16 protein-coding genes are annotated in these 19456 nt (G+C 41.8%); 11 read left to right on the top strand and 5 right to left on the bottom strand.

What is annotated here, in order from left to right:
- Positions 1-52 precede the first annotated feature (52 nt).
- Positions 53-268, top strand: a complete 216-nt coding sequence (locus O1D97_RS07200; RefSeq protein WP_269124235.1) for a TIGR02450 family Trp-rich protein — start codon at positions 53-55, stop codon at positions 266-268.
- 35 nt (positions 269-303) lie between these two features.
- On the opposite strand, the gene O1D97_RS07195 is transcribed toward O1D97_RS07200, so the two are convergent.
- Both O1D97_RS07195 and O1D97_RS07190 read right to left on the bottom strand, forming a co-directional pair.
- Positions 304-3150 (bottom strand): M16 family metallopeptidase, encoded by a 2847-nt coding sequence (locus tag O1D97_RS07195; protein ID WP_269124233.1) that lies wholly within the window; start codon positions 3148-3150, stop codon positions 304-306.
- 95 nt (positions 3151-3245) lie between these two features.
- Complete coding sequence (locus tag O1D97_RS07190; protein ID WP_269124231.1) at positions 3246-3482, bottom strand: accessory factor UbiK family protein; 237 nt, start codon at positions 3480-3482, stop codon at positions 3246-3248.
- Positions 3483-3813: 331 nt separating this feature from the next.
- Between O1D97_RS07190 and glnK the strand changes: the two genes are divergently transcribed.
- The 4 genes from glnK to radA all read left to right on the top strand — a co-directional run bounded on the left by glnK (position 3814) and on the right by radA (position 8751).
- Positions 3814-4152: a P-II family nitrogen regulator gene (gene glnK, locus O1D97_RS07185; RefSeq protein ID WP_133002648.1), complete on the top strand. Its 339-nt coding sequence runs from the start codon at positions 3814-3816 to the stop codon at positions 4150-4152.
- Positions 4153-4189: 37 nt separating this feature from the next.
- The gene (locus O1D97_RS07180; protein WP_269124229.1) at positions 4190-5455 is read left to right on the top strand and encodes an ammonium transporter; all 1266 of its coding nucleotides are present in this window, start codon (positions 4190-4192) and stop codon (positions 5453-5455) included.
- 194 nt (positions 5456-5649) lie between these two features.
- Complete coding sequence (locus O1D97_RS07175; RefSeq protein ID WP_269124227.1) at positions 5650-7176, top strand: carbon-nitrogen hydrolase family protein; 1527 nt, start codon at positions 5650-5652, stop codon at positions 7174-7176.
- A gap of 186 nt (positions 7177-7362) precedes the next feature.
- Complete coding sequence (radA, locus tag O1D97_RS07170) at positions 7363-8751, top strand: DNA repair protein RadA (RefSeq protein ID WP_269124225.1); 1389 nt, start codon at positions 7363-7365, stop codon at positions 8749-8751.
- Between the two features lie 39 nt (positions 8752-8790).
- Here the strand turns inward: radA and O1D97_RS07165 are convergent, their stop codons facing one another.
- Both O1D97_RS07165 and O1D97_RS07160 read right to left on the bottom strand, forming a co-directional pair.
- Positions 8791-9075, bottom strand: coding sequence for a DUF1289 domain-containing protein (locus tag O1D97_RS07165; RefSeq protein WP_269124224.1), 285 nt, complete (start codon positions 9073-9075; stop codon positions 8791-8793).
- Positions 9076-9106: 31 nt separating this feature from the next.
- Positions 9107-9721 carry a COG3904 family protein gene (locus tag O1D97_RS07160; protein ID WP_269124223.1) on the bottom strand — a complete coding sequence of 205 codons (615 nt, stop codon included), beginning with the start codon at positions 9719-9721 and terminating at the stop codon, positions 9107-9109.
- A 239-nt stretch (positions 9722-9960) separates the two neighbouring features.
- Between O1D97_RS07160 and O1D97_RS07155 the strand changes: the two genes are divergently transcribed.
- The 3 genes from O1D97_RS07155 to O1D97_RS07145 all read left to right on the top strand — a co-directional run bounded on the left by O1D97_RS07155 (position 9961) and on the right by O1D97_RS07145 (position 15211).
- Complete coding sequence (locus O1D97_RS07155) at positions 9961-11073, top strand: efflux RND transporter periplasmic adaptor subunit (protein ID WP_269124221.1); 1113 nt, start codon at positions 9961-9963, stop codon at positions 11071-11073.
- A complete protein-coding gene (locus O1D97_RS07150) occupies positions 11074-14157 on the top strand; it encodes an efflux RND transporter permease subunit (RefSeq protein WP_269124219.1) in 3084 nt (1027 codons plus the stop codon).
- Between the two features lie 70 nt (positions 14158-14227).
- A complete protein-coding gene (locus O1D97_RS07145; protein ID WP_269124217.1) occupies positions 14228-15211 on the top strand; it encodes a LysR family transcriptional regulator in 984 nt (327 codons plus the stop codon).
- Between the two features lie 66 nt (positions 15212-15277).
- Here the strand turns inward: O1D97_RS07145 and O1D97_RS07140 are convergent, their stop codons facing one another.
- Positions 15278-15547 (bottom strand): DUF1653 domain-containing protein, encoded by a 270-nt coding sequence (locus O1D97_RS07140; protein WP_269124215.1) that lies wholly within the window; start codon positions 15545-15547, stop codon positions 15278-15280.
- A 218-nt stretch (positions 15548-15765) separates the two neighbouring features.
- Here O1D97_RS07140 and O1D97_RS07135 point away from each other — a divergent pair, with 218 nt between their 5' ends.
- From O1D97_RS07135 to astD, 3 genes are read left to right on the top strand one after another with little or no spacing between them, the layout of a single operon-like run.
- The gene (locus O1D97_RS07135; RefSeq protein WP_269124213.1) at positions 15766-16779 is read left to right on the top strand and encodes an arginine N-succinyltransferase; all 1014 of its coding nucleotides are present in this window, start codon (positions 15766-15768) and stop codon (positions 16777-16779) included.
- A gap of 59 nt (positions 16780-16838) precedes the next feature.
- Positions 16839-17876, top strand: a complete 1038-nt coding sequence (gene astA, locus O1D97_RS07130; protein WP_269124212.1) for an arginine N-succinyltransferase — start codon at positions 16839-16841, stop codon at positions 17874-17876.
- A gap of 33 nt (positions 17877-17909) precedes the next feature.
- Positions 17910-19406 carry a succinylglutamate-semialdehyde dehydrogenase gene (gene astD, locus O1D97_RS07125; RefSeq protein ID WP_269124210.1) on the top strand — a complete coding sequence of 499 codons (1497 nt, stop codon included), beginning with the start codon at positions 17910-17912 and terminating at the stop codon, positions 19404-19406.
- Positions 19407-19456: the final 50 nt, after the last annotated feature.

The raw sequence follows: 19456 nt of genomic DNA, 5'->3' as shown, positions 1-19456 counted from the left end.
GTATCAAAGCAATTAACCTGTAAAAAAGTACACTAAGAAGCGAGAAATTGTCATGCGCAGAATCAACCCTAATAAGCTACACCTTAGCAAGTGGACCGCAAGATCACCAAAAAATAAAGAAAAGCATTTTCTGGTGGTAAAACTGGTTAAAGATGACAACGATCTTGTCCTTCAGTGTGTATTAGAGTCCATTTTTAGTCGACGCCAACTTACTTTGGATTGGCAAGCGTTAAAACAAGAAACAGACTGGCTAATGGGTTGGAAATGACGGCTCAACCATTAGCCGGAAATCATTACGTATTGCTAAGGATTAAGGATAAAGGTGGTATCAATGCTGTTCCCCGATAGCAGCTCTGCCATCAGAGCTTGCGTGGATTGAATGTCCTTTTCTGGAATATAGTCCTCTGCAGAAAATACATATTCTATGGGTATTCCTTGAAACTCTGCCCCGGCAAGCAGCCTAGACAGGGTATTATTATTTTTCAAATCCTGGGCATAATGTTGACGCTGTTCTATTAAGGTTTTATTTAGTTCGGCGAGCGTCGGCGCGTCTTTTGAGGCTTTTAGAAGTTCTTGATTAATGATATCAACAACCTGTTTGGCTTTCGCAGGATCCGTTAAAAAAGCCACTTTCAAAGAATAAGCCACTGAAGAAGGGCTCTCACCGTCAACAACCACATTTACTGAATAAACAAGACCCTGCTCTTCTCGTATTTCATGAAACAGAACCTTATTGAAATGTCGTTGAATCCAATGGATATCAGGATGGTGCTTATGTAGAAACGCCTGTTTAGGCAAGGTTTTAATAATCGTAACCCTTGTTGCGTCAGCATTTGATCCACGACCTTCAACTGTAATCGATTTTGGTGCAATAGGATTATCTCTAGAAGGGCCTCTTTTGGCTGCCGTTTGCGGAATATTTGCAACAAAGTTAACCAGTAATGGCTCTAATGCATCTGGAGAGACATCACCAACAATGGTTAGCACATAATTTTGTGTTCCTTTAAAATAAGTGTCATAGATATTGGACATTCTCTGTTCATCGATTTGCATTACTTCATCGGAGGTCATTCGACGAAAAGCAGGGTCGTTATTTGTTAACACCTCTTCTACCCGTAAAGTAAAGTCGTTAGTGGGAGAGTTACTCAGTTGCTGTAATTGGTCTATATTGAGCTTTTGAACGTAAGTAAACATTTTAGGGTCCACTTTTACTTCTGTTAAAGCTAAATGCAACAGTCGTAAAAGCACATCTAGGTCTGCCTGAGTGGATTTCATATCTAATTCACGAGAATTAAATGTGAAATGCGCATTTAAATGAATCCCGGCTTGAATTAACCATTCTTTTAATTCTGCACCCGTCATGTTTCTTAACCCACTCGCAGACATTACTGCTGTCGCTAAACGCGCTGCCAGCACCTCATCCTCCGGCATTTCACTTAACCCCCCTAAACCAACCAACTGTAAATTAATGTTGTTTAAGTCTTGTTGCGTTTCATAAAACCGTACGACCAATCCATTACTTAATTGATATTCAATTATGTCATTAGCCAGTGTTGTTTTTTTCAGAATGCTTCCGGCTACCTTTGATAAAGGCCATTGAGTATCGCTTACAACCGCTTTAGCCGGCATAATATGATCAGTTGCACGGGAAAAATAGTTTGACAGCATGCTCTTTGAAGGAGCCGGTTGCCTCTTATTGTGTTTCAGTACTATTTTGCTTGGCAAAGTGAAGTATTTAGCTGCGACTTGTTGAAAATCGACTAATTCAGTATTGAAATGGGCGTCCTTTAATAACTGTATGTAACTGTTCTCATCAAGTAAGAGCCCTTGATTTAAGGCGTACCTTGACGCTTCGGAAGCGAGGTAAAGCGAAGATCTGAAATCCTCCTCAATGTCTCTGAATCGTCTTTTTCGCCAACCAAACCATTCTTTCCCATGCAATCCATGTTTCACTATTCTAGACATTTCTTCTGCTATGATCTGACTCGCTTGAGGTAGCCCGTCAAAATTACTCATGGCGGTAAAATTAAGATTAGATTGATAGGTGAGAGGATCCAGGGTTAAATTGGCAAAAATAGATTCCACATTGCCTTGGGTTTCTAGCAAGCGATGCGCAATTCTGTCATTAAAAATATCCAGAAGCGCTATGATCTGGTCTCGTTTAATCATTCCTAATTCACTATTGAAAAATGATTGATCAAACGTATGAGAGCGCGTTAATACATACCCATTAATATTGTCATCGGCATAAATCTCAGCCCCTTCATTTTTGATCGCTGGTAAATCAACGCGAGAGGATTTCCCTTCACCTGAAGCCCTCCAGTTTTTGAAACTATCTACAATGGCCGCTTTTAATGCCTTACGGTCTATATTGCCAGTGATAATTAAAGTCGCATTGTCTGCCTGATAATGACGGGAGTAAAATGCGTCAAGAGCATCCGCTGTTGCATGGTTAATACTATCTTTAGTACCAATAGGAAAACGCTTTATGTATCTACTGCCACTTAGCTTTGCATTTAATGCTTGTTGATAAACGGAGGGGTTATTAACATTTTTTAAGCGCCACTCTTCTATAATGACCGGTTTTTCTTTTTCGACTTCCTCTTCATTAAACTCTGTATTGAGGGCAAAATCTGTCAGTAGCGCCAATGCTTGAAGGCTTTTGGTAAGGTCGTTTTGTCTCACTAACAAACGATATTCAGTATGGTCAAAATAAGTGTAGGCATTAGCATGTTTACCAAATTCTAACTCTAACGCGGCTAACTTATCCTGAATCGGGCGCTCACCGTTCTCAGTCACCTGACTAAACGCCATATGCTCAACAAAATGCGCATAACCAAGCTGATCCGCTTCTTCTTGTAAACTACCACTATGAATCAGCAACTGAAATACCGCGTTCTGGTTACCGCCACGCCAAAGAATAACATCTAACCCATTTTCTAAGGTAAACGTCTCTATATCAGAATTCACATCCGGTATCGTATTTACACTCACACGATTTGACGAGTTAGTACAAGCGGTTAACAACAAAAGCACCAACATCCAGCCGCCTTTAAACAAAACAAGGTCTCGTTTTTTAGCTAAGCTAGATGAGTGTGAATACGAGTAATGATCAAAATGATAAGATAAAGCATGTGAAAAATGAATCACGATAGAGTCCTTTCATATATAACAAATTTTAGCTTCCTTCCTAGGATGCCTTTAAAATCGATTATATTCTCAACAATCCGTTAAAATCAATTTTTTTAATCTTGCTCTAATTGTTTAATCTTATCTTCTAGTTCAACTAAACGTTGGCGATATTTCGCTAACATGGCCGCTTGCACTTCAAATTCCTCACGACTCACTAAATCCATTTTAGAAAGTGTTGTTTTTGCCACCGCTTGCAACTGCATCTGAATCTCTTCTGCTGGCAGTTTACTTAATTGACTTGTCGCTTGCTCTAATCCAGAGCCGAACTGTTTAATAAATTGATCAATCATGGATATCACCGTTTGAGTACATATGAACTAAATGGTAGCACAGGCCTTACAGAGAATTGCGCTTATTTTCTAAAACTTCACACTAAATAGCAGGCACTAATGGCCAACTAGAATCGATACGCACAAAAAAAGCGCACTCAACCTTTATTCCTCCCCATGATGCCGCACAAAAAAAGCGCACCTGAATGTTTCTGTATATCGCAATCACTCTAAAAACGCTGAACCCCTTACCAAACCTAGCGTTCAGGTTATTGGCACAGTACTTGAATAGTGAGAAGAACCAAAGAATTACAATGACGACACGAAACAGACTTTTAAGGAGACTGTAAGTATGAAGCTTATAACAGCAATCATCAAACCATTCAAACTGGATGATGTTAGGGAAGCACTTTCAGAAATTGGAGTGCAGGGTATAACCGTTACAGAAGTAAAAGGATTTGGGCGCCAAAAAGGACATACCGAGCTATACCGCGGCGCTGAGTACGTTGTAGATTTCCTACCAAAAGTAAAAATCGAACTGGCCATTGCTGATGATATGACTGACCAAGTTGTTGAAGCCATTTCTGGTGCGGCTAACACAGGCAAAATTGGTGACGGTAAAATATTTATCGTAAATCTTGAACAAGCGGTTCGTATTCGTACCGGTGAAACAGGTGAAGATGCCGTTTGATACGGTCTCCATTTTATTAGCCTTAGGGGGGCGAAACATGCAAGATCAAATTTTTCATTTACAGTATGCCATGGACACATTTTACTTCTTAGTTTGTGGTGCGTTAGTCATGTGGATGGCCGCTGGTTTTTCCATGCTAGAAGCAGGCTTAGTTCGCGGTAAAAACACAACTGAAATTCTAACTAAAAACGTGGCTTTGTTTGCAATCTCTTGCATCATGTACCTCGTTTGCGGTTATGCCATCATGTATGGTGGTACTTGGTTCTTATCCGGTATTGAAGAAGTCGATGTGGCGTCAACTCTCGGGGATTTCTCCGGTCGTGAAGATGGCTTTGAAGGTGGATCCATCTACTCAAGCGCTTCTGACTTTTTCTTCCAAGTTGTCTTTGTTGCAACCGCAATGTCTATCGTGTCTGGTGCCGTTGCTGAGCGTATGAAACTGTGGTCATTCTTAGCGTTTGCGGTTGTTATGACAGCGGTTATTTATCCTCTTGAAGGGTCTTGGACTTGGGGTGGTAACGATGTTTTTGGCATGTACAACCTAGGTGATATGGGATTCTCTGATTTCGCTGGTTCAGGTATCGTTCATATGGCAGGTGCGGCCGCCGCTCTTGCAGGTGTACTTCTACTAGGTGCTCGTAAAGGTAAATACGGTCCAAATGGTGAAGTTCGTGCCATCCCAGGAGCAAATTTACCATTGGCAACGCTAGGTACATTCATTCTATGGATGGGTTGGTTTGGCTTTAACGGTGGCTCTGTTCTAAAACTGGGCGATATCGCCAGTGCAAACTCTGTCGCTATGGTGTTCTTAAATACCAATGCCGCTGCCGCTGGTGGTGCAATTGCTGCATTGATTCTAGGCCGTATATTGTTTAATAAAGCCGATTTAACTATGTTGTTGAACGGTGCGCTTGCAGGTCTAGTTGCCATTACAGCTGAACCTTCTACACCAACAGCATTAGGCGCCACGATTATTGGTGCTGTAGGTGGTCTGATTGTTGTTGTTTCCATCCTGACTCTAGATAAAATGAAAATTGATGATCCAGTCGGTGCGATCTCTGTCCACGGTGTGGTTGGTCTTTGGGGTCTACTTGCTGTTCCATTCACAAATGATGGTGCAACATTTGGCGGTCAAATTGCCGGTGCATTAACTATCTTTATCTGGGTATTCCTAGCAAGCTTGGTAGTTTGGTCTGTTATTAAAGCCGTCATGGGAATCCGTGTTACAGACGAAGAAGAGTATGAAGGTGTTGACCTTTCAGAATGTGGTATGGAAGCATACCCAGAGTTTGGCAAGAAATAATCCATTCCAATTATTTTCAAATTCTGAGCCACTCTAAGACAACCCCTCACTTACATTAAGTGCAGGGGTTTTCTTTTAATAAGCCTTTATTAATTGCTATCCGTTCCCCATTGTAATGTTATATGCTGCGTTAAATTGCCTTATTCACATCTTGTATTCGTTACTGAACTTAATCGTTATCTATAGGACTTTTCATGTTAGAAGATTTGCATCTTAAAATTCGTAATATCACTGTTGAAGATTACCCACAGTTAAAAGAATTAATGGATCGCGTATACGATGATATTGGTGGGGCCTGGCCTCTTCATACCATAGAGAAACTCATAAAAGATTTTCCCGAAGGCCAGATTTGCTTAATTGACCATGAGCAGATCGTCGGCGTGGCGCTGTCTTCTCAGGTGGATTATGAGCGCTTCAGTAACCCTCACACTTATGATGACTTGATTGGCCACAGAGAAACCATTCTCAACAATAAAAAAGGCGATGCTATCTATGGTTTAGATGTGCTGATTTCGCCAGATTATCGAGGCTACCGTTTAGGTCGACGCCTATATGAAGCCCGTAAAGAACTGTGCCGCCAGCATAATTTAAGAGCCATTCTTGCCGGTGGGCGTATTCCTAGCTACTACGAGCACATGGATGAAATGACACCTCTTGAATATTTAGAAGCGGTAAAAGAACGTAAGATTTACGATCCTATTTTGTCATTTCAGCTATCCAATGATTTCCAAGTCACCCGTTTGTTAAAACAGTATATGCCTGAAGATGAGAAATCTCAGGGCTATGCAACCTTATTAGAATGGAAGAACATCTTCTTTGCGCCAGAAACGACGGTCATTAAATCTCGTAAAACGCTGGTACGTGCCGGTGCGATTCAATGGCAAATGCGTGAAGTTGAAAGTGTCGATGAACTGCTCAAGCAAGTTGAATATTTTATTGACGCCGTTTCTGATTATAAAAGTGACTTTGCCGTTTTCCCTGAGTTCTTTAATGCCCCCCTTATGGGATTAAGCCCAGATCAATCTAACCAAACAGAAGCCGTTCGTTTTTTAGCCAGCTTTACTGAGCGCTTTAAAACCGAGATGTCGCAGCTGGCGGTAAGTTACAACATTAATGTGATAACTGGCTCCATGCCATTATTAGAAGATGAAATCATGTATAACGTTAGCTATTTATGCCGTCGTGATGGCACCATAGAAGAGCAGCGAAAAATTCATATTACACCACATGAACGCCGAGATTGGATTATAGAAGGCGGAAATGAACTAAAAGTATTCGATACGGACGCAGGCCGGGTCGGCATTTTGATTTGCTACGATGTTGAGTTTCCAGAATTAGGTCGACTCTTAGCAGATCAAGACATGGACATTCTTTTCGTCCCTTTCTGGACAGACACCAAAAATGGCTACCTCCGTGTTCGTCGTTGTGCTCAAGCAAGAGCCATAGAAAATGAGTGCTATGTTGTTATTTGCGGCAGTTGTGGCAACTTACCTCAGGTTGAAAACCTAGACATCCAATACGCTCAAAGTGCGGTATTCTCTCCTTCTGACTTCTCGTATCCCCATGATGCGGTTATGTCAGAGACGACACCAAACACAGAAATGATAATGTTCTCAGATTTAGATCTAGATAAACTGAAATTGACACGCAGTGAAGGCTCAGTCAACAACCTAAAAGATCGCCGTCATGACCTTTATTCTCTGATTCGCAACAAAGTCTGATCCGGTTTATTCCCATTAAGATAAGGTCAATCCTTACTTTTTGATATTGCCTCACCCGCTCAATTGCGTTTCAATTATGCTTTTTGAAACCATTGAGCGACGAGCTTGTAGTATGTCCATGTCGTGTTCAATCCATTCAAGCTAAATTAAGACTTCATCCACTCATAACATAGTGAAGAGATCATCATGGCTAAGGCTAAAATCGCGTTCGTATGTAACGAATGTGGATCAGATTATTCAAAATGGCAAGGGCAATGTAATGCTTGCGGAGCTTGGAACTCATTAAGTGAATTTAAGGTAAGCAGCAATAAAACCTCCGCACGGGTAGCCGTTTCTCAAGACACCAAATACGCAGGCTATGCGGGCACCAAAACCGGCCTTCAAAATCTGTCCGATATTGACTTAACCGATGTGCCAAGATTCAGTTCTGGTGCAGGCGAATTCGACAGAGTGCTTGGTGGCGGTTTGGTTCCTGGTGGTGTCGTCCTTATTGGCGGTAGCCCTGGTGCAGGTAAAAGTACGCTACTACTGCAAACCATGTGCTTACTTGCCCAACAGCAAAATGCGCTTTACGTTACTGGGGAAGAATCGCTTCAACAAGTCGCCATGAGAGCCCAACGCCTAGGTCTACCAACACAAAATCTAAAGATGCTATCGGAGACCAATGTCGAACGTATCCTAGATGTTGCCCAAGAACTTAAACCTAAGATCATCGTCATCGACTCCATTCAAGTGATGCACCTTGATGGCGTTGAGTCAGCTCCAGGTAGTGTCTCTCAAGTACGTGAGAGCGCGGCAGTACTAACGCGTTTTGCCAAGCAAACACAAACTGCGGTCTTACTTGTCGGCCACGTTACCAAAGATGGAACACTTGCCGGTCCAAAAGTTCTAGAGCACATGGTCGATTGCTCGGTATTATTAGAAGGCTCTGAAGACTCTCGTTTCAGAACACTTCGGGGCATGAAGAATCGTTTTGGCGCCGTCAATGAATTAGGGGTGTTTGCGATGTTGGAAACAGGTCTCAAAGAAGTGAAAAACCCCAGTTCCATTTTCCTTAACCGCAGCAAACATCCTGCTGCAGGCAGTTTGGTCATGGTGGTATGGGAAGGAACTCGCCCACTACTGGTCGAGCTGCAAGCCTTAGTCGATGATTCTGCTTTTAGCAATCCTAAACGCGTCACCGTGGGTTTTGACCACAACCGTTTGGCTATGTTGCTAGCCGTATTGCATAAACATGGAGGATTACTCACATCCGACCAAGACGTATATCTAAATGTCGTTGGTGGCGTACGCGTTCTTGAAACCAGCGGTGATTTGGCTGCCATCGCAGCGGTGGTCTCTAGCTTTAGAGAAAGAGCCCTATCTGACGAACTGGTCGTTTTAGGAGAAGTAGGCTTATCAGGGGAAATTCGTCCTGTCCCATCTGGCCAAGAAAGAATCAGTGAAGCCGCAAAACATGGATTTACTAAAGCGGTAGTACCGAAAGGGAACGTCCCTAAAAAAGCCATTCCTGGAATGACGGTAATAGGCGTTGAAAGATTATCTCAGGCGCTTGACGCTATTTTTGAAAATTAAGGCTTCTGACTTTATAAAGCTTAGCCAATCAAAGTTTGTTTATTCAATATCGTCAAACAAACTTTGATTGTTCTCATCCGTCATACCATAGGGTAAATGACGGGATTCATCCATGGTTTCCAAACGCTCTTGCCTTGCTCTCAACAAGCGTTGCCAGCGCTGTTTGCAGGTCTGTAGTACTTTTCTTTTTTCGGTATTGGATAAATTAAACCACTGAAAGCGTTCTTCACGACTGCGTAAACACCCTTTACAAAAACCTTTAGCACTGTTTTCACAAATACCACGACAAGGGCTTTCTACCAGAAACAGTTCTATTTGTTCCATATCCCTACTCCTGTACCGGCCCGTGCATATTTTAGAAAGTCACTAAGTTAAAGTCGTATATTTCCTCGGGCGATAAAAAATACACTCTCTCTGGGGGAGATGCGTCCAATGAAAACCAATAAAAACGCTCTGGAATCCCCATTTCAAGATAGAAATTAACATAGGTCGCATGAATTGGGTCAGCCATGTTCAACTCTTGTGGATCTACACCATACATGTCTAACCATGAATGAACACCAACCCCGGCACCAGATTCAATGGTTCTATTCACGCCCCCTAGAAATAAATCAACGCCCCCAGAGACGACATAACCGGTTCTAACTATTACAGTATCCAATTTTAAACGTCGAATGAGGCGCGCGGTTTCCATAGTCGCTTGCTGATCTAAAGAGCCTTGAATATCCACTAAAGCCAAGGTTGATATATTCGGGTTCTTCTGTATAAAGCGGCTTAGCTCTTGCTTTGATTCATGGCCCAATACGCCAGAAACATAAGCCGTATTGCCCTCTACAACAAATGACAACTGTTCATTTACAAACTTGATATGTGAAGGCGATGTAATTTGATGACTGCATCCAGCTAAAAATAAAGCGCACCCTCCCCACAAAATAAAAGCCATCACGCTGTGCACATTGAGTTGTTTCATCCTCATCAATCTCTTCCGTAGAAACGTTTTAAACTATGAATAATCTTATTGCTTATCAACAGCAATGTCTCCTCCTAAAACATCTACTTTTTTACAAGATATTTCCTTATTTCACTAAAAAACCATCAAGATATAAAAAAAATTCATAACATGCATATACAATTAGAAATTCATATCTAATCCAAACAGATATAAAATAGAGTTATTCGTAACTACTGTACATTCTCACGGAGAATTTAATGAAAAGCTCTATCAAAAACTCGATGGTGATTGGCGCGGTGCTGTCCGCCATCCTATTGTTAAGCGCATGCTCAAGCGAAGATGAAACGGTTGTTGAAACCAAACCAGATATTATTCGCCCAGTGAAGCTCTTCACGATAAACACACAAAATGCAGTAGATATCAGACGTTTTCCGGGAGAGTTAAAAGCAAGCCAAGAAGCCGACTTGGCTTTTCGCGTAGGTGGACAACTACAAACGCTTAATGCCATCGCAGGTAAGAAGGTTAAAAAAGGGGAATTGTTAGCTCAATTAGACCCTAAAGACTTTCAACTTAAAGTTGACCTAGCTGAAGCAAACTATCGTTTAGCGAAAGCCACTTTTAATCGAGTTCAATCCGTTTATAAACAAAACGCCACCACTCAAGCTCAATATGATGAAGCTAAGGCCAGCTTAGACCAAGCTGAAAATGCCTTAACTCAAGCAAAAAACCAACTTTCGTATACCCAACTGACAGCACCATTTGATGGTGTCATCTCCACCGTCTCTACTGAAAATTTCCAATATGTTAATGCGACTCAAGCATTAATTCATATTCAAAACATCAATCAGCTAGATGTTGTTTTCCAAGTTCCGGAAAAGCTCATTATTAATATCCAAAGCCATGAAATTGCTTATAAGCCAAGTGTGGTAATTGATGCCGCGCCTTCCAATGTTCTAATAGGTAAATACAAAAAACATAACACAACACCAGATGACACCACGAAAGCTTATGATGTGACTTTAAGCCTACAAGCGAGCAACGATAAATCCATCACATTATTGCCAGGAATGACAGCCAGTATCGATATAAATATCGGTGAGCTATTAGGCGCAGAGAAAAACATTCTAGTGCCTGTTGAAGCGGTATTAGAAGCGCATACACCATCAGGTGAAGCCAACCGTATGGTGTGGGTATTTAATCCTGAAACCAACCGAGTTGAAAGCCGTACCATTACCATTGGAGCCCTACAAGAAGACACCATTGAAGTCATTGATGGCCTAAAAGATGGAGATCGCATTGTTTCTGCAGGAGTCCACAGCTTAAATAAAGACATTCCTGTACGTCCTTGGACAAGAGAGAGAGGCATTTAAGTGAATATTGCAGCCTACTTTATAGAACGCAAAGTCACCAGTTGGATGATTATCCTCATCCTTTTAATTGGTGGTGCTATTGCCTTTACCAATCTTGGTCAATTAGAAGACCCTGAATTTACTATCAAAGACGCTCTAGTAATTACTTACTATCCGGGTGCGTCTCCAGAACAAGTAGAGGAAGAAGTTACCTACAAAATAGAAACAGAGCTTCAAAATCTGACCTATGTTGATAAAATTAAATCAACCACTAAGGCGGGCTACTCTCTCATTCAAGTCACCATTAAAGAGACTTATCGAGCTCAACAACTGAAACAAATTTGGGATGAGATGCGGAAAAAAATCCGTGATATTACACCAACATTCCCGACAGGTGTTCAAGCACCAATTGTTGTCGATGATTTTGGCGATGTATACGGTGTCATGTTAGCGGTGCATGGAGAAGGCTACCCTTACAAAGACTTAAAAAATTACGTCGATTATGTAAAACGTGAATTAGTACTCGTAGATGGTGTTAGTCGAGTTTCTGTTGCGGGTGAGCAAGCAGAACAAGTTTCTATTGAAATTTCTCGCTCTAAACTTGCCAATATGGGAATCTCCCCGAACCAATTAAAAGACCTTTTATCTAACCAAAATAACGTGTCAAATGCGGGAAATGTCACCGTAGGAAGTGAATACATACGTATTAGCCCTACCGGTGAATTTAAAGATATTTCAGAATTAGAAAACCTCATTGTTGGCACTCCTATTTCTGGCAACCTGATTCGTCTAAGCGATATTGCGACGATCAAAAGAGAATACCAAGACCCTCAAACACACTTGATTAACTATAACGGTAAAAACTCACTCTTATTAGGTGTGTCTTTTTCTTCCGGCGTTAACGTGGTTGATATTGGTAAATCATTAGAACAGCGTATTGCCGAACTTGAATATCAGCAACCCATAGGCATTAGTATGGATCCGGTTTATTTCCAGTCTAAGGAAGTAAACAACTCCGTCTCGAATTTCTTGTTAAATTTGTTCGCGGCCGTGGGCATCGTGGTTTTAGTATTATTAGTCTTTATGGGGATCAAATCCGGTATCCTTATTGGTTTAGTCTTGCTGTTAACCATTCTTGGCACTTTCATTGTGATGGATTATTTTTCCATCAACTTACAACGAATCTCTCTCGGTGGTCTGATTATTGCTCTGGGGATGCTTGTTGATAACGCCATCGTGGTGACTGAAGGTATATTAATTGGTCTACAACGAGGGATGAGTAAAATTGAAGCCGCCAGTTCGGTGGTTAAACAAACAAAATGGCCTCTTCTAGGCGCAACCATCATTGCGATTACCGCTTTTGCACCAATCGGTTTGTCTCCAGATGCGGTAGGCGAGTTTGTTGGTTCACTTTTCTATGTATTGCTCATTTCACTTTTCTTAAGTTGGATCACAGCGATTACATTAACGCCTTTCTTTTGCGATTTATTCTTTAAAGAATCCATCAAAAATGCAGATAGTGACGCCGAACTAAAAGACCCTTATGCCGGTTTCTTGTTTACTGGCTACAAGTGGTTACTCGATAAAGCCATGCGCTTTCGCTGGGTCACTGTGCTCTTGTTAATCGCCACCTTAGTGACGGCAGGATGGGCGTTCCAGTTTGTAAAACAAGCCTTCTTCCCACCATCCACAACGCCAATGGTGTATCTAGATATTCAGCTTCCAGAAGGAAGTCATATTGATGCTACCTATAAAACCGTAAAACAAATCGAAGCTGAAGTATTAAGTAACGATGACAGAATTGAGTTTGTTACTTCAACAACAGGTCAAGGTGCGCCACGCTTCATGTTGACTTACAATGCGGAACAGCAAAACTCAAGCTATGCTCAGTTTATTATCCGTGCAACGAGTTCTGAAGTGATCCCAAGCTTAATTGAAGACTTGTATTATAAAATGCAAGAGAACTTCCCTGGCCTTGATGTCAAACTGCAAAGGTTACAGTTAGGCCCAGCTGGCGGAGCGAAACTGGAAGCACGTATTAGCGGACCAGATCCAGAAGTACTACGCCAATACAGTGCGATTATTCAAGACATTTACCATAAGGATGGCGGTCTAGAAAATATAAAAGACGATTGGCGTCAACGTGTTAAAGTCTTACGTCCAATTCTTGATGATGCTCAAGCACGTCGCTTAGGTATTAGCAAAACCGACCTAGACAACGTAATGCTAACGAACTTCACTGGCTCACGTATAGGTACCTACCGCTCTGGTACAGACCTTTTACCAATCGTCCAGATAGCACCAGAAAATGAACGTCGATCCATCGATCAAATCCGTGACCTGCAAATTTACAGCCCAGCCTCTGGCTCTTATGTTTCGCTGTCTAGTGTTGTTTCTGGCTTTGATGTTGTGTGGGAAGACCCGGTAATTGAACGCCTGGATCGTAAACGAACCATCACTATCATGGCCGATCCAAACATTCTGGGCGATGAAACGGCGATGGCGGTTTTCGGACGCGTTCGTGGTGACATTGAAGCATTAGAGCTACCTCAAGGCTACAGCCTAGAGTGGGGTGGAGAGTATGAAAGCAGCACCGATGCGCAAGCCAATATTTTTAAGGCTTTGCCTATGGGTTATTTGTTCATGTTCATCATCTCCATACTCCTATTTAACTCGGTTAGAGTACCTCTGGTCATTTGGTTCTGCGTACCCTTAGCTCTGATTGGTGTCTCTTTTGGCTTGTTAGCGATGAATACCGCATTTGGCTTTATGTCACTACTTGGCTTCTTGAGCTTATCAGGGATGATAGTGAAAAACGGGATTGTGCTCGCGGATCAAATCAACTATGAGCTAGACCTAGGTACGGAAACTTACGAAGCCGTGTTCCATTCTGCCGTCAGTCGTGTAAGACCGGTATGTATGGCGGCAATCACAACTATTCTAGGAATGATTCCCTTACTATCTGATGCATTCTTTGAAGGCATGGCTGTGGTGATTTCCTTTGGATTGGGTTTCGCAACCATACTAACGTTAATTGCCGTCCCTGTATTTTACTCACTTTTGTTCCGAGTAAAGTACCGACCTCAGAAAGATTTCTTATCATAGCTTAAGTAAGACGAATAGCAGAGTGTCCACACAGCACCCTGCTATTCCATTTTATTAATACGAGAAAAACATGCGTATAGAAGAGATATCAAAACTCGACATTAAACTCTTAGTCGCCTTTGTTACTATTATGGAAGAAGGCAGTGTCTCAAGAGCCGCTGAACGCTTGGACCTTACTCAACCAGCCCTAAGTAAGAGCTTACAAAGATTGCGAGAGTTATTTAATGATGCTTTATTTACTCGTCAGGCCTATGGACTTAGCCCAACAGCCCGTGCGACGGAACTTCATAAGCAAGTTAGACCTATTTTAAGGTCATTAACCGAATTGATGGCGCCTGTCTCACTAGATGTGAGCCAATTAAATCGACGTTTTAGATTGGCCGTTAGTGACAGCGACCTTGAAAGCTTTATTGAACCTTTATTAGATTACCTTCACCATGAAGCGCCAGATGTGCGATTGTCTATCAGTACTTGGAATGAAAACAGCGTTGAAGGCTTGCTTAACGGAACCATCGATATTGGCATCAACCCTCTATCCACTACACCAGGACATATTCGCAATAAACTTATTGGTTATGCTGAAGGTTGTATTGTCCTTAGTAGCATGCACCCCTTATTTGATAATGACAGTATTTCCTTAAAAGAGCTTGTTAGCCATAAATTTGTGACTCACCACATAAAGCAGAGTAACAACAATTACTACTTTCACCAGACGTTACAAACGTTACAGCAGCAAGGCTATGATTTGGAGCCAAGTTTAGAAACAGAAAGCTTAATGGTCGCGATGAAAGCCGTAAAACGAGGGATGGCTTTTATTGTGTCTCGCTCAATAGGAGAATTATTTCAAGAGGTAATGTGTGAAAAAAGCAATTTTTACCCTGTGAAAATTTTCCCTTTCCCTAAAGAGCTACATGGTATTGAGCCACACGAAGACAATCACCCAATTCAAATATGCTGGCATGAGAGAAACAATAACGACTTATCCCATCGTTGGTTTAGAGAAAAAGTAATTCAATTAATGAGAGAGACGCCTTGGATCACACCTCCGCAATAATCTCAAAGGGTATATTAATCATTTGCAATTAATGCTCTCGTTAACCATTTGAACAGCTTGCCTACCTTATTCTGATATTCTTTCATCTAAAAGACGAGCAAGCTTTTCTTTTGCTTCCTCTAAGGTACCTATTCGTTGAAAACGAGGTATCTCTTCTCCACCCACCACAACATTCTCTTTAAACATATTTAACGGGCGCACCCATAATCCACATTCACCGTATAAAGCACGATAAACAACAAACTCCTCCATACTTTCACTGTGCCTAGCCGCACTTTCAACTAAATACTCCATCCCTTTAAAATGACGATATAAACCTGACTTGATAGTTCCCATAGCATTCTTCTTTTGAATTTTTGACTTTTTTGATCATTATTCAGAATATTTTGTCGCAAATTTGAAAGTTAACATCTATTTTCATTTTCAATATTACTGAATAATACGTTTTATAGATTACAACAATGCGATACCAAACATTTTCTTCAGCCAGTATAGGCGTTAAGCCTAGTATCGCATATCAAGAAAACACTCAGACCTTAAATAGGAGATTCATCATGTATCTAGTAAGACCCGTTGATTTCTCCGACCTCCCCGCATTAGAACGACTCGCTCAACAAGCCGGGATTGGTTTTACGAATTTTCCAGCAAACCGAGATCGCTTGAATGATCGCATAGCCTCATCCAAGCGATCTATGCTAGCCAATATAGATCAACCTGGTGAAGAGTCATATAGCTTCGTGCTTATTGATACCAGTCGTGATGCTATTGTAGGTGCATGTGGCATAGAAGCAATGGTCGGCACAGACACCCCTTTTTATAGTTATCGCATCGATGAAGTAGTACATGCTTCACCGCAAATGCAAATTCATAATCGAATTTCAGCCCTGTTTCTCTGTCACGATTACAACGGAACCAGTCGCATGATGGCCTTAGTCGTCGATCAAGCGCACCAAAATCACATCGCTATGTCCTTACTCTCTAGAGCGAGATTACTCTTCATGGCAAGACATAAAGAGCGATTTACGAAGCGTATTTTTGTTGAACTTAGAGGTGAAAGTGATCGCCATGGTTTTTCCCCATTTTGGGATTCCTTAGGCAAACATTTCTTTTCTATGGATTTTCAAAAAGCCGACTATCTTTCAGGCGTCAGTAATAAAAATTTTATTGCCGACCTTATGCCAAGATATCCAATTTATGTTCCGACCTTACCTAAAGAAGCGCAGGACGTTATCGGTGTTGTACACGAAGAGTCAGGAAATAGTGCGGATATTCTTTTAGAAGAAGGTTTCCAATTCCGTAATTACATCGATATTTTCGACGCTGGTCCGACAGTAGAGTCTCGGCTCCAAGATATACACACAGTCGCGAACAGTAAAAATGGCACTACTACAATCGAAGAAGGGTTAACCAATGCACCAATGCATTTAATTGCCACAGGGAGACTCGGTGACTTTCGTGCCACTGTAGCCCCAGCCTATGAAAACCACTATCAATTAACGATAGAGACAGCAACTAGACAGCGGCTTCAGCTCCACGAAGGTGAAGAAACCCAATGGATATCTTTATAAAATGATGCAATGCCACAAGCACTTGCGCTTTATTTTATTCATTTAAGAGACTTAAGATTATGATGATTGTTCGACCAATACAAAAAGATGAATTGGAATCTTTACACAAGCTGGCCGAGAAAACAGGGGTGGGCTTCACCTCTTTAATACCAGACAACAAAATATTGTCTAAAAAAATTGAAGCATCGGTTCAATCTTTTGCAAAAGAAGATATCAGTCAACCTGCAGACGAAAGTTATTTACTTGTCTTAGAAGATACTGAAACAGGCGAAATTGTAGGCACCAGTGGATTACTAGGCACAGTAGGTTTAGACGAACCTTTCTACAGTTATCACTTAGGTAACCTAGTGCATTCTTCCAGAGAACTCGGTGTGCATAACATTATGCCAACGCTTGTTCTAAATAATGACTACACAGGCTTCAGTGAACTTTGTACCTTATTTTTAGACGAAGGCTACCGTCATTCTAAAAACGGTCAATTGTTATCAAAATGCCGCTTTATGTTTTTAGCCCAATTCCCTGAACGCTTCACTGAAAAAGTGTTTGCTGAAATGAGAGGCGTTTGTGATGAGAATGGCCGCTCTCCTCTATGGGAAAGTTTAGGTCGTCACTTTTTCTCTATTGATTTCAAAAAAGCAGATGAAATGACCTCGTTAGGGGGCAAGCAATTTATCGCCGAGCTAATGCCTAACAACCCTGTTTACGTTTCTCTATTAACAGATGAAGCCAAAGAGGTTCTAGGAAAAGTCCATGATAAAACTGCGCCTGCTTTGCGCCTTTTAGAACAAGAAGGGTTCAGATACGAAAATTATGTAGACATTTTTGATGGCGGGCCAACCATTGAAGCTCGAGTGCAAGACATTCGTGCTGTTCGCAACAGCCGTTTAGCCATTGCTAATATAGGACAACCCAAAAGTCTAAATGACGGTGAATACTACATGGTTTCTAACACCAAACTGGCTGAATTCCGCTGTATTCTTATTCAACGTACCAGTGCTCCAGGCAGCTCTATCATGCTTTCTCAAGAAGAAGCTGATCACCTTTGCATTAACAACAAAGACACAGTTCGTATTGTCGAATTGTCATCTCGTCGCTAACGCTCAACGTTTACTCATTAAGGAAGCAATCAAATGACAACTACTTTATTAACTAACGTGAAACAGGCTCATTACATCAACGGTGAATGGGTACAAGGTCAAGGTAAACTTAGCCGTTCCATTGACCCTTCCGATGCGTCTTTGGTTTGGGAAAGCAACAGTGCCAGCGCAGAACAAGTTGACATGGCTATTCAAGCAGCTCGTGGTGCTTTTTCTAATTGGGCTAATATGGATTTAGCTGATCGCCTCGTTATCATTGATCGCTTTGCTGAACTAGTAAAAGAAAATAGCGAAAAAATCGCACACACTATCAGTCGTGAAACGGGTAAGCCGATTTGGGAAACACGCACGGAAGCCGCCGCAATGGTCGGAAAAGTAGCCATTTCAAAACAAGCTTATAATGAGCGTACTGGTGAAAAAACTACACCTATGCCTGGCGCAACGGCTCGCTTACGTCATAAGCCTCACGGTGTTGTCGCTGTGTTTGGTCCTTATAATTTCCCTGGCCATTTGCCTAATGGCCACATTGTGCCTGCATTAATTGCCGGCAACACCATTGTACTCAAGCCAAGTGAACAAGCACCGGCAACATCTGACTTTGTACTTCAGCTGTGGGAACAGGCAGGCCTTCCAAAAGGTGTGCTAAACATGGTTCAAGGGGAAAGAGACACAGGCGTTGCCCTTGCTAATCATGATGGTATTGATGGTTTATTCTTTACAGGTAGCCCTCAAGTTGGTCACATATTGCATAAAGACTTTGCTGGTCATCCTGGGAAAATACTCGCTCTTGAAATGGGTGGCAATAACCCTCTTCTTGTATCTGAAAAGACTGAAAATATTGATGCCACCGTACATGAGATTATTCAGTCTGCCTTTATTTCTGCCGGTCAACGCTGTACTTGTGCACGCCGTTTGCTAGTACCTACAGGCGCTCATGGTGATGCTGTAATAGCAAAATTATTGGAAACCACCAGCAAACTTAATATCGATCGTTTCGATGCCGCGGAACAGCCATTTATGGGCCCTGTTGTGTCTTCTCAAGCCGCAGACGGTTTACTACAAGCCTATAACAACTTAATCAAACTGGGTGCACATTCTCTTTATCCAATGAGCCGTGGTCCCAGTGATAGCGGTTTTGTCACTCCAGGGATAGTTGATGCAACAGACATTCTGTCTTCACTACCTGATAACGAACATTTTGGTCCTTTACTCACGGTTATTCGTTACTCTTCAATGGATGAAGCCATGACCATCGCCAATAACACACGTTTTGGTTTATCTGCGGGCATTCTTTCAGATGATGCAACGGAATATGATTGGTTTTTCCGTAATAGCCGTGCGGGGATTATTAACTGGAACCGACAAACAACCGGTGCCTCCAGTGCGGCACCATTTGGTGGAACCGGCGCGAGTGGTAACCACAGATCAAGTGCGTATTATGCCGCTGATTACTGTGCCTACCCAGTGGCAAGTATTGAAGTTGAAGCACTTTCAGTTCCAGATAAATTAGTACCAGGCCTTACTTTATAAGATAGAGCCTACTCCATACTACAGTTTAATGCTTTCCATCTAGCAACTGA

It is taken from the genome of Marinomonas phaeophyticola, assembly GCF_026966905.1.
GTDB classification, from domain to species: domain Bacteria; phylum Pseudomonadota; class Gammaproteobacteria; order Pseudomonadales; family Marinomonadaceae; genus Marinomonas; species Marinomonas phaeophyticola.
This window is presented reverse-complemented; position numbering and strand designations above follow the sequence as displayed.

Excerpts from the sequence above, each read along its gene's own strand:
- O1D97_RS07200 (WP_269124235.1), top strand. The coding sequence starts at position 53 with ATGCGCAGAATCAACCCTAATAAGCTACACCTTAGCAAGTGGACCGCA.
- O1D97_RS07190 (WP_269124231.1), bottom strand. The coding sequence starts at position 3,482 with ATGATTGATCAATTTATTAAACAGTTCGGCTCTGGATTAGAGCAAGCG.
- glnK (WP_133002648.1), top strand. The coding sequence starts at position 3,814 with ATGAAGCTTATAACAGCAATCATCAAACCATTCAAACTGGATGATGTT.
- O1D97_RS07180 (WP_269124229.1), top strand. The coding sequence starts at position 4,190 with ATGCAAGATCAAATTTTTCATTTACAGTATGCCATGGACACATTTTAC.
- O1D97_RS07175 (WP_269124227.1), top strand. The coding sequence starts at position 5,650 with ATGTTAGAAGATTTGCATCTTAAAATTCGTAATATCACTGTTGAAGAT.
- radA (WP_269124225.1), top strand. The coding sequence starts at position 7,363 with ATGGCTAAGGCTAAAATCGCGTTCGTATGTAACGAATGTGGATCAGAT.
- O1D97_RS07165 (WP_269124224.1), bottom strand. The coding sequence starts at position 9,075 with ATGGAACAAATAGAACTGTTTCTGGTAGAAAGCCCTTGTCGTGGTATT.
- O1D97_RS07160 (WP_269124223.1), bottom strand. The coding sequence starts at position 9,721 with ATGAAACAACTCAATGTGCACAGCGTGATGGCTTTTATTTTGTGGGGA.
- O1D97_RS07155 (WP_269124221.1), top strand. The coding sequence starts at position 9,961 with ATGAAAAGCTCTATCAAAAACTCGATGGTGATTGGCGCGGTGCTGTCC.
- O1D97_RS07145 (WP_269124217.1), top strand. The coding sequence starts at position 14,228 with ATGCGTATAGAAGAGATATCAAAACTCGACATTAAACTCTTAGTCGCC.
- O1D97_RS07140 (WP_269124215.1), bottom strand. The coding sequence starts at position 15,547 with ATGGGAACTATCAAGTCAGGTTTATATCGTCATTTTAAAGGGATGGAG.
- O1D97_RS07135 (WP_269124213.1), top strand. The coding sequence starts at position 15,766 with ATGTATCTAGTAAGACCCGTTGATTTCTCCGACCTCCCCGCATTAGAA.
- astA (WP_269124212.1), top strand. The coding sequence starts at position 16,839 with ATGATGATTGTTCGACCAATACAAAAAGATGAATTGGAATCTTTACAC.
- astD (WP_269124210.1), top strand. The coding sequence starts at position 17,910 with ATGACAACTACTTTATTAACTAACGTGAAACAGGCTCATTACATCAAC.